Source organism: Emticicia sp. (assembly GCF_043780375.1).
Lineage (GTDB): Bacteria > Bacteroidota > Bacteroidia > Cytophagales > Spirosomataceae > Emticicia.
Window position 1 is genome coordinate 1 of the sequence record NZ_JAYWCU010000086.1, and the last position, 10,310, is coordinate 10,310.

Here is a 10,310-nt window from a genome sequence, read left to right on the forward strand (position 1 = left end):
GCTCCAAGTCGTCCATAATAATACAAACGCGTCGCAAGTGTAAAGGGCTTCATGAATTTATATTTGCGATAGTCAGCCGTGATGGAATTGTGTGCAAAATTACCGAAATATCTTGAAAACTCAAATCGATAACGATAACCATTTAAGGGCGAAGTTGCACCAAAAGTGGTGTTGTCGCCAACATAAGCTATATATAATTGCTGTAAATTGAAAGGTTTATAGTCTAAGTTTTCTAAAATGTCTTTCGACATTCTGGTTGGATTTGCTGAGCCAACATAGTAATTGCCAGTGCTATTTGATTGGTAATAATCGCTGTAAGTTCGCCCGCTGTAACTATACCAATTTGCATTGCCTCCAACTTCAATTCGTTTAGCAGTACTGATAGGATAAATGGCAAATAAACCTACTTCATTGATAAATAAACGGTATAAATTTGAGCTTGCTTGCAATAATGAATCACCTTTTGGTATAGCAAAATTTTCTTTGGTTTTTGAATCAGTAACATATCTTGTTTTTTGCTGATAATCACTAAATCTGTAAGGAATTCGGAGTACACTTGCTCCCCATTGTAGTGGTTTTTTTTGATTAAGGTATTGAATTTGCCCACCAAAATCTTGAATTTCACCATTTAAAGATGCTACTCCCGAAACTTGATTATGGTTGAGAATATCACTAAAAAGTGCAACGATGCCGCCACCTAAACCTGTTCCCCAACGACTGGCTGAAACGCCAATGCCCGAATTTCCAAAATAATCTAACTTGAACTTTGGATTGTAATTTAAAACTTTTAGTTTTTTATCAGGAACTCGTACCAAAAGTGTTTGTTTTTCGAGATTAGTCTGCACAATATTTCTTCCTTCTCGCCAGGCTAAAGGAGCTAATGTAGCAGCAGTTTTTTCGATTTTATCTTCAACTACTTTTTGCTGAAAATCTCTTTCATGGGCTAAATAAAGGTTGTATTTGCCATTTTGAAAGTAGTTATAGACAATTTGACCAGTTTTTGAAGAAATGCTTACCGCTGGAGAATACATTGTAATTCCGCTTATTCCAGTAAAATAATTGGTTAGTTTTTCGAGTAACTTATTATTAATTTGGTATTTGTATAAATTTCTGAAACCATCGGCATCTGACAAAAAGTAGAGGTAGTTTCCTGTTGGGTCAATCAAGGGATTGAGGTTGTCTGCTCCCTGAAAAAACGAGAAAGTTTCAGTTTGTGAAGTTTGAGTATTGAATCTAGAAATTGAATAAAAAGCTTTCTCTAAACGGGCATAATTGGTATCTCTATCAGACACAAAATATATCCACTCGCCATCTGGCGACCAAGTTGGCTGAAGATCTGAATTTGAATCATTTGTTAAATTTCTAACACTTTCGTCCTTCAAATTATATAAATACAAATCGCTTTTGCCATTCATCAAACCTGAAACCACAATCGAACTGCCATCGGGCGACCACGCAGGATTGGTGAATGAATCTAAGTCTTTTAGCTCATAATTTTGCTTATTTCCTGTAGCTACATCAATAATTGACAATTTATTTCGCCCTTTACTTTGAATCACCAAGGCAAATTTCCTGCTGTCAGGTGACCAACTTCCTGCTGTTTCGAGAAAACTATAAGAATCAACATGAGAGCCAAATGAAGTGCTTTCAATCTTCCGAATGATTTTTCCTGAATGAGCTTCTACAATAAAAATATCTAATGAAATAACGTTTTTTGAAGAAATATATGCCACAAAATTTCCATCAGGACTAATGGCTGGTGAAATATTCATCTCGCCAGCATTTTTTTGAGAAGCAATTTCTTTGCCAATGGGTAAGGTAGAAGTGCCAGTACGAAGTGGCAAATATTTATCGAGTAAAGATTGTTTCCATTTGCTCGAAAGTTTATCAAGGCTCATTTTTAAATTTCTCGAAAATGCTACTTCAATGCCATATTTGGCCGTTTCTCGAAATAATGGACGAATCATATCATCGCCATAAGTGGCTGCAATATAGGCCCAAAATGCTTGCCCCCAGCGGTATGGAAAATATTTGTATTCTTTAGTAACCAAATCTTTTACACTTGGAATATCGTCGCTAAATACTGCATCTCGCATCCACATGGCAGTATGGGCATCAACTCGTCCAAGTGACATATACTCAGCCAAACCCTCAACCATAAAAAGTGGCAAATTTTGAATATTTCCTATTTGTGAAGAATCGCCAGAGTTCATTAATTGATACTGAAAAGCGTGAACCAATTCATGCCCTAAAACATGGTCAGTTTGACGCTTGGAGTACATCATTGGCATCACAACTCGGTTGCGTAAACCTTCGGTAACACCACCAGTACCTTCACTAATTTGTCCACCAATGGCGGTTGTTTCTTGAAAATCAGGGTGATTTTGATATATTATAAGCGGATTGGGCTTTATAAATGCCAATTTGAAAATTTCTTGATGGATTTTATACCAATGTTCACTGTTTATAATAATGTCATTGGGAATAGTATTATCTTTAAAATAATGGTATAGTTCAAAATGCGGACTTTGTAAAACCTTGAAACCAAAAGTCTTGTAGCGAGGTTTGTTTTGTCCAAAATATTTTGATTGAGAAAAGACTAAGTTGCTGATAACCAATCCGATACATAACAGATAATGTTTCTTCATACGTGCGTGCGTGATTTTTGACTTTTGTTGCTATCAATATTACAACGTAAAAAAGACTAGAATAGCTTAAAAGTAATGAAGAAAAATTACTGATTAAAACTGAGGGCGGCACACTTTTGCAAAGCGAGCTTTCCAGTAAGTGGTCATCATGTTGTCTTCAATAACCCCTTTACTGGAAGAAGAATGAATGAAAATAATTTCATCTTCGTTTTTTACTTCTGTAACAATTCCTGCGTGACTGATATTCTTGCCAGCTGTTACAAAAAAAACTAAATCACCTTTTTGAATATTTGGAAGGTTAATGGCAGGAAAGTATTCTGACTGTTGCCACGAAATTCGAGGGAGTTGGATGCCCATCTCTTTAAATGTATTACACAAAAGTCCAGAGCAATCAATGCCATTTACATCGTTTCCACCACTTTTGTATGGAACACCTGTATAGGTACGAGCTGTTTGTATGACTTTTTTTGAGAAGTTATTTCCTTGTGAATAATTTGTATAGGTTTTATCTACAGAAGGGTTGCTACGAAAAATTTTGCACGAAGATATTCCTGCCCAAATAATGGCAAAAAGTAAATATGGAACACCAACCGACAGAGTGACTCCTATTTGAAATTTCGTGAAAGAAAACATTTAAAAAATGGTTTTAAATATGATTAAAGAGAAAATTGTGCCAAACTTCTATATTTTCAAAACTATTTTATCAATTTGTGCGTACTTAATATAAATCATTATTAAAATATCAACGAAATGAAAAAAATATTTTTGTTATTACTGCCATTTATATTTTTAGCTTGTCAAAGTTATTCTCAAAAAGATAAAACTAAAAATAGTAATACTGACGCAACATCGTCCGATTGTAAAATCGAATTAGTAAAGAAAACCGAGGCAGAATGGAAAAAACAGTTGAGTGCCGAGCAGTTTAATGTAGCTCGCAAGGCAGGAACTGAAAGAGCATTTTCAGGAATTTATTGGGACAACCACGAAAAAGGTACTTATAAGTGCATAGGTTGCGATTTAGAACTTTTCAATGCCGATACAAAATTTGAATCAGGAACAGGTTGGCCAAGCTTTTGGAAACCTGTAAACAAATGTGCAATACAAGAACGAACAGATACAAGTTATGGTTCGGTGCGTACGGAAGTAGTGTGCAACCGTTGCAAATCTCATTTGGGACACGTTTTTGAGGATGGACCAAAGCCAACAGGCTTACGTTATTGTTTAAATTCTGCTTCGTTGAACTTTGCCAAGAAATAAAAAATCTGTGGAAGACTCTACAAGGATGTCTATTTTTATTCTCAGAATCTCTAAAAAAGGTTCTGAGAATTTTTATTTTATATCAATTTATCATGTTTTTTAAAAAATACCTATATTTATGTAGTATTTACTAAATTTAATCAACTTCGACCATGAAAACGCTATTTTTACTCTTACTTTCCTTTACAGCTTTTACACAAGATATGTATCTCGAATACAAAACGTCTGGTACAATGGTTGCAACCAATAAAATATATACTTCTGCCTCATCAGGAATGCGTATGGAGATGGAAATGAATATACCGCAAGTCGGAAAAATGCTTACTATTGTAATGATTCCCAAAGGAAAAAACAGTATGTTTATTTTGAATGAAAAAAGCAAAACCTATACTGAGTCACCTATGAGTGCAAATAAAGATGTAAAAGATTTAGATTTCAATATTCAAGTAGTGGGCAAAGAAAAAGTGGCAGGATATAATTGTGTTCATTTAAAAGTGACAACAGCACAACAGCAAGTAACCGATATGTGGACAACAAAAGATATTGCAGGATATGAAACCATGGAAGTATTGACAAAAGGAAATAATATGTTTGGGTCTGAAAAAATTTATAGTCAACTTAAAAGCAAAGGAGCTGATGGTATAATGGTAAAAACAGTGCTTAATATGGGGAAAAACGCTATGGTTAATGAATTAGTAAAAGCCGAAAAACGCTCCGCACCACCCAGTCTATTTGTCATTCCAGCAGGTTATTCTAAGGTAACAACCCCCAAGTATTAAGATTTTAATGTATAATAAATGATATTAAATGAGAGTGGTAATAAAACTACTCTTTTTGGTTTCAAATTTTTCATTTTAATTTAACAAACCATTCGGTTTTTACTTCTAAATTTGTCCAATAATAAATGGCAGCACAATTTTCTGAATTGAGGCTAGCAACATGGCACAAATTGAAAATTTGTACTTCAAAACAGCAATAGATTTCATGCTTTCACATTTGCTTATTAAAAATTATGCCCTTATAGAACATCTGGAGCTTTCGCCAGATGCTCATTTCAATATTGTTACGGGCGAAACAGGTGCAGGAAAATCAATTATGCTTGGTGCAATCGGGCTACTTCTGGGCAATCGTGCCGACACCAAAACCTTATATAATGAGTCTGAAAAATGTATCATCGAAGGTACTTTTGATATGTCGGGGTTTTATATTAAGAATATTTTTGAAGAAGAAGAACTTGATTTTGAAAGTTCGTGCATTGTTCGACGTGAAATTGCTCCAAGCGGAAAATCTCGTGCCTTTATCAATGATACGCCTGTAACACTTGAAACTTTACGTAAAATTTCTTCTCAATTGATGGATATTCACTCGCAACATGATTCGATTTTGCTCGGCTCAAATGAATATCAGTTGCGAATAATTGATACCTATGCTCAATGCCACGATAAATTGGTGGAATATCAAGAAAAATATCGTACCTATAAAAAGTTGCAAGATTCTTATGAACAATTGCAGGTCGAATCTGACCAAAACAAGAAAGAATTCGACTATAATAGTTTCCAATTAGATGAACTTGTAAAGGCAAAATTAGATGCCAATGAGCAAGAGCAATTGGAGCAGAATTTGAATATTCTCGAACATGCCGAGGAAGTGAAATTACGTCTTCGTACCGTGTATGAATATCTTAATAATTCAGAGCAATCGGTGCTTTCAGTATTGCAAATGACAGTTGGTAGTTTAAATCCTATTACTAGTTATTCGCCTGATTATCAGCAATATAAAGATAGAATTCAAAGTTGCTTACTTGAGTTAAAAGATGTTTCAAGAGATATTGAAACCGAAGAAGACGACATCGAATTGGATGGTCAGCAAATTACAGATATTCAAGAAAGATTGGATTTGCTTTATAAACTTCATCAAAAACATGCCGTAAAATCTAATGGTGAATTATTAGAAATTCAAGCAATTTTGGAAGAAAAAGTAAGCAAAGTTCTAAACCTAAGTGAAAATCTTTCGGCTGCCAAAGAACGAGTCAATAAAGCCTTTGATGCTGCTATAAAAACAGCAGAAAATTTATCTAAAGCACGACAAAAAGTGCTGACAGAAATAGAAAAACGCATTGTTGGCTTGCTCGTTGAGCTCGGAATGCCTAATGCTACGCTAAAAATTCAACATCAACATATCAACTTAAATAGTGAAGGAATTGACCAAATCAATTTCTTGTTTAGTGCTAATAAAGGAGTCAATCCACGACAACTAAAAGATGTGGCTTCAGGCGGCGAGTTTTCCCGTTTGATGTTGGCAATAAAATATGTTCTGGGGGATAAACGCTCACTACCAACTATTATTTTTGACGAAATTGATACTGGAATTTCGGGAGAAGTAGCAATAAAAGTAGGTAAAATGATGCGAGAAATGGCTCAAAGCATTCAAGTAATTGCCATTACACACTTACATCAAATAGCAGGACGTGGTTCATCGCACTTTTTTGTTTATAAAGATAATTCTTCTGCAAAAACAGTAAGCCGTATCAGAACGTTATCAATTGACGAACGTATTATTGAAATTGCAAAAATGATTGGTGGCGAAAGTCCATCCGAAAATGCCATTCACAGTGCCATCGAAATGCTTGGAATAAACGTGTAAGTCGGGTTTTGCATCAGACAGTCGCATTGACGACCCGCTAAGCGTAAGTTAAAAAAAATGAATCTAAAAGTCAGTTACAAAAACTAAAATTCTCGATATGAAAAATTTACTAATCTTATTACTTATCCTTTTCGCTTTTTCATGCACCGATAAATCTGTCGAAGAAGCTGCCAAACTCAAAGAAGAAACTTTTAAAATCCATGACGATGTGATGCCAATAAGCATGAATTTGGAAGATTTGAAAGAAAAAGTAATGAAAAAAGTAGAAACTGATACTACAGAAAAGAAACAAGCCTTAGGTATTTCGTTGGCACTCGACAAAGCCTATAATGACATGGAAGTTTGGATGCCCAAATTAGGAGCGGCTGCTGATATGAAAGATGGTGAAGAAAAAGTAAAAGTTTTTACAGAATTAAAAGCAGAAGGTGAAAAAATTAAGCAAAATACACTTGATGTAAAAAAGAAAGTAGAAGAGTTTTTGAAGTAGATAATTATGAAAAAACCAATAGTATCGCCCTTTTTTTACCTATTATTTGGAATAGTGGCCTTGTTTTCCTGCGAAAATACTCCCCGAAAACTCCCAATTTTGGGCGAAAGAGATTTTGTAAATGGAGATTCTGTCTATCATTCCATTCCTGATTTTAAATTTATCAATCAAGATGGTGCAGAAGTTTCCAACAAGACTTTTGAAGGGAAAATATATGTAAGCGATTTTTTCTTTACTACCTGTCCGACCATTTGCCCTGTAATGAAAAAGCAAATGTTACGGGTTTATGAGAAATTTAAAGAAAATTCGCAAGTAGGCATTCTTTCGCATTCCATTGACCCTCGCCATGATTCGGTACAAGTTTTAAGAGAATATGTTACTCGTTTGGGTGTAAAAGGCAATATGTGGCAATTTGTTACGGGCGAAAAGGATAAGATTTATGAAATAGGAGAGAAATCATATTATGTAACCGCAGGCGAAGACTCAACAGCGGCGGGCGGAATTATTCATAGTGGAGCGTTTATTTTGGTTGATAAAAAACGCCGTGTAAGAGGTTTGTATGACGGTACAAAAGAGGAAGATGTAACGAAGCTGATGAAGGATATGGATGTACTTTTAAATGAAAAATAAGATGCAAGATTCGAGATATGAGATTCGAGATATAGAATATGATGAATTTAAAAATTCTTATTTTGTTAAATTATTAAAATATTTTTGTAGGGAAAGCAAACCATTCGTATTTAATTTTTTCCTTTTAATATTTCCACTTCTTACCCTAAACTCTTGCCAATCAGATGAAAAAGTAAAACTGGAGCAATATTACATTGGTGGAAAAGAAATATATGAAAAAAACTGTGCCAATTGCCACCAAAAAGATGGTAAAGGCTTACAAAATCTCTATCCACCAATTGCAGGAAGCGATTTTTTGAAAAACAAAGAAAAAGTGATTTGGTTAATAAAAAATGGAATTTCAGGAGAAATAATGGTCAATGGTAAAAAATATAACCAACCAATGCCAGCCAATAATCAACTACAAAATTTAGATATTGCCGAAGTTGTAACCTACATTTATAACGAATGGAAAGTAGAAAATAAAGTAACCACCACTGAGGAAGTTGAGAAGGTTTTGAATAAGCGTTAGTTATTTTACGGTCAGAATTTTATGAATCTTAGTTACTCGTAGTATCCACCGCCGATTCGGCACTTGAAGATAATGAATCAACATCGAAAGTGCCTTTTGCTCTACGCATGGTGTAGTGCGTAAAATCTTGGTCAGCTTCCATTCCTACGCCACGAAGTTCTTCTTTTGGCGTTTTGATAATAAACTTTAAGTCGGTATAAATTCTTTTCTTGACAGGACTCCAATAAAGTAGGTCGGTTGCAAGGCTTTGTTGCTGTAAACGATTAAAGAAAAAGACATTTCCCATTACCTTATAAAGCCCTTCAGTTTTAAAATACCTACCCGAATCACCCCTTAAAGAAGAGTATTCAACGCCATACTTATCAAAAAAAGTTACATAAACTGCTTTGGGATAAATATCGTCTTCGTTTTGGAGTTTCATTTGTCTTGCAGTCGTGAACTTTACAGTGGTTTTTCCCGAATCACTAAACATAACACTCAAGTTATCCATAGTCATTTGTGGTCCATTGTATTTCTGTACGACTTCATTTTTCTTTTTTTCTTCACAAGAAAAAAGCAAATATGAAAAACTTGCAGAAAGTAGAAAAACGACGTATTTTTTTATGATAAATGGCATTTTTTTGTAACTATTGATTATTGTCTGTTGACTAATTAATCAATTTTTGGCTTAATAAACCAACGAGTATCAACCAACGAAAATCCGAGTGAAACTTTAAAGTAATTTTCTTTCACCAAACCATTGCCTATAACACCTCTATTACCAAACGAAAGAGCTACGTCAATATAACTTACACTTCTGTAAGCAAGTGGCGTTGAAAACCCGAAAGAAAAGCTCTGGTCTTTAATGCTTGTTCCATTAATAAAATAAGGTGTTTTTGTTTGCTGGTAGCCTAAACGGTAGAAAACTTGGTTGAGGTATTTTGTAGAAGTAGCTTTTGGAAGATACTCAAAACCAATGGCTAATTTATCGCTTGCTGCTAAGTTTGATTCTGCTTTGCCATTAAAATTGCGATATTTTGTCCAATCTTGCTTGCTATATTCTGCCGAAAATACCCATTTGTATGGACTCTCAAGACTTACACCTAAGGCAAATTGTGATGGCAAAGTAATATTTCCACTAAAAATTCCGAGTGTATCAGGTTTTTTTATAACAGTTGGGCCAGTCCCCGAATCATAAAGTGTTGAGAAACTTCTAATTCTATCGGCTTTCAATTTACTTTGCAATTCGTAAGTTCCGCCAACATTCAAATTCCATTTGTCGCTTAATTTTTGTTGCCAAACAAAGCCTGTTTTCATTTCAAAACCATTTGCCGAAACCCTGTCCGAATATCGTAGGTAGAAGTCTTCACCATTATTAAGTAATAATCTTGAGGTAGTATCTTTTTTAATAGTTCCGAAATAATAACCTATTTCGGCACCAACATACAAAGATTTTCCAAGAAGCACACCGTTACCGATATTAGCTTTTGATAATCCACCAGAGCCTTTATAAATATGCTCTACCGAATTGGTTGTACCAGCGATAATTTCTTGAAAACGAGCTTCATGCTCAATAATTGTTGCAGGTTGCAAACCAATGGAAGTTGTCCATTTAGTTTTTATTGGAAATGCAAAAACCAAATGACTTAGATTCATGCCAAAATCTGTTTGGCTATTCTTTCCATCAGTAATAGTTTTGTATTGACCACGCAGACCAGTATTGAAAGCAACATATCTGTTTTTTGCCAACATGGCTGGGTTGATATTATTGATATAAATACCGTTGCCAAAAGTTAGTCCAGTTCCGCCCATTGCGTCGTTGGCAATTGAGTTTCCTGGAAGGATATCGCCAATTCCTAATGCTGAGTAAGGAGAGTTTCCATAAAGTCGAGCGTCTTTTTGGGCAAAGGATTCATTAATAAAAATGATACTGATAATGAAAGCAGTTAGGCTAATTTTTTTCAACATTGTATTGTAAAATTCTGTTCAGACCAATCAAGACTAAATTTGAGAGTGCAAAGGTCGGCTTTTTTATTTGACTTTCAAAGAAAGGAGCATCTCCACCGCATAAGATTACTTGGATATTGCCTAATTTCTTATAATTTTCTATCATTCCATTCACTTCCGCAATAATTCCATTGATAACTCCGCTTTG

The 10,310-nt window shown here is 34.7% G+C and carries 10 protein-coding genes and 1 pseudogene; 6 read left to right on the forward strand and 5 right to left on the reverse strand.

Annotated features, from left to right (window positions below; translation table 11 throughout):
- Both ACH2CJ_RS06465 and ACH2CJ_RS06470 read right to left on the reverse strand, forming a co-directional pair.
- The coding region (locus ACH2CJ_RS06465; RefSeq protein WP_394991437.1) for a tolB protein precursor at positions 1–2,648 on the reverse strand (2,648 nt) is incomplete at its 3' end.
- Between the two features lie 93 nt (positions 2,649–2,741).
- Entirely contained in the window at positions 2,742–3,281 is a 540-nt protein-coding gene (locus ACH2CJ_RS06470; protein ID WP_394991439.1) for a C40 family peptidase, read from the reverse strand.
- A 117-nt stretch (positions 3,282–3,398) separates the two neighbouring features.
- Between ACH2CJ_RS06470 and msrB the strand changes: the two genes are divergently transcribed.
- The 6 genes from msrB (at position 3,399) to ACH2CJ_RS06500 (ending at position 8,176) form a co-directional block, all read left to right on the forward strand.
- Entirely contained in the window at positions 3,399–3,905 is a 507-nt protein-coding gene (gene msrB, locus ACH2CJ_RS06475) for a peptide-methionine (R)-S-oxide reductase MsrB (protein WP_394991440.1), read from the forward strand.
- A 152-nt stretch (positions 3,906–4,057) separates the two neighbouring features.
- Complete coding sequence (locus ACH2CJ_RS06480; RefSeq protein ID WP_394991442.1) at positions 4,058–4,684, forward strand: DUF4412 domain-containing protein; 627 nt, start codon at positions 4,058–4,060, stop codon at positions 4,682–4,684.
- A gap of 205 nt (positions 4,685–4,889) precedes the next feature.
- A complete protein-coding gene (recN, locus tag ACH2CJ_RS06485) occupies positions 4,890–6,548 on the forward strand; it encodes a DNA repair protein RecN (protein WP_394991448.1) in 1,659 nt (552 codons plus the stop codon).
- 97 nt (positions 6,549–6,645) lie between these two features.
- On the forward strand, positions 6,646–7,035 hold the full coding sequence (locus ACH2CJ_RS06490; RefSeq protein WP_394991443.1) for a hypothetical protein: 390 nt from the start codon (positions 6,646–6,648) through the stop codon (positions 7,033–7,035).
- Between the two features lie 6 nt (positions 7,036–7,041).
- Complete coding sequence (locus ACH2CJ_RS06495) at positions 7,042–7,665, forward strand: SCO family protein (RefSeq protein ID WP_394991444.1); 624 nt, start codon at positions 7,042–7,044, stop codon at positions 7,663–7,665.
- A gap of 1 nt (position 7,666) precedes the next feature.
- Positions 7,667–8,176 carry a c-type cytochrome gene (locus ACH2CJ_RS06500; RefSeq protein ID WP_394991445.1) on the forward strand — a complete coding sequence of 170 codons (510 nt, stop codon included), beginning with the start codon at positions 7,667–7,669 and terminating at the stop codon, positions 8,174–8,176.
- A gap of 28 nt (positions 8,177–8,204) precedes the next feature.
- On the opposite strand, the gene lptC is transcribed toward ACH2CJ_RS06500, so the two are convergent.
- The 3 genes and pseudogenes from lptC to ACH2CJ_RS06515 form a co-directional block, all read right to left on the reverse strand.
- The gene (gene lptC, locus ACH2CJ_RS06505; protein ID WP_394991446.1) at positions 8,205–8,792 is read right to left on the reverse strand and encodes an LPS export ABC transporter periplasmic protein LptC; all 588 of its coding nucleotides are present in this window, start codon (positions 8,790–8,792) and stop codon (positions 8,205–8,207) included.
- A 35-nt stretch (positions 8,793–8,827) separates the two neighbouring features.
- Positions 8,828–10,123, reverse strand: coding sequence for a hypothetical protein (locus ACH2CJ_RS06510; protein WP_394991447.1), 1,296 nt, complete (start codon positions 10,121–10,123; stop codon positions 8,828–8,830).
- Positions 10,107–10,310, reverse strand: a pseudogene (locus ACH2CJ_RS06515) (type III pantothenate kinase); the annotation flags it as partial. The gene ACH2CJ_RS06510 and the pseudogene ACH2CJ_RS06515, both read right to left, overlap by 17 nt.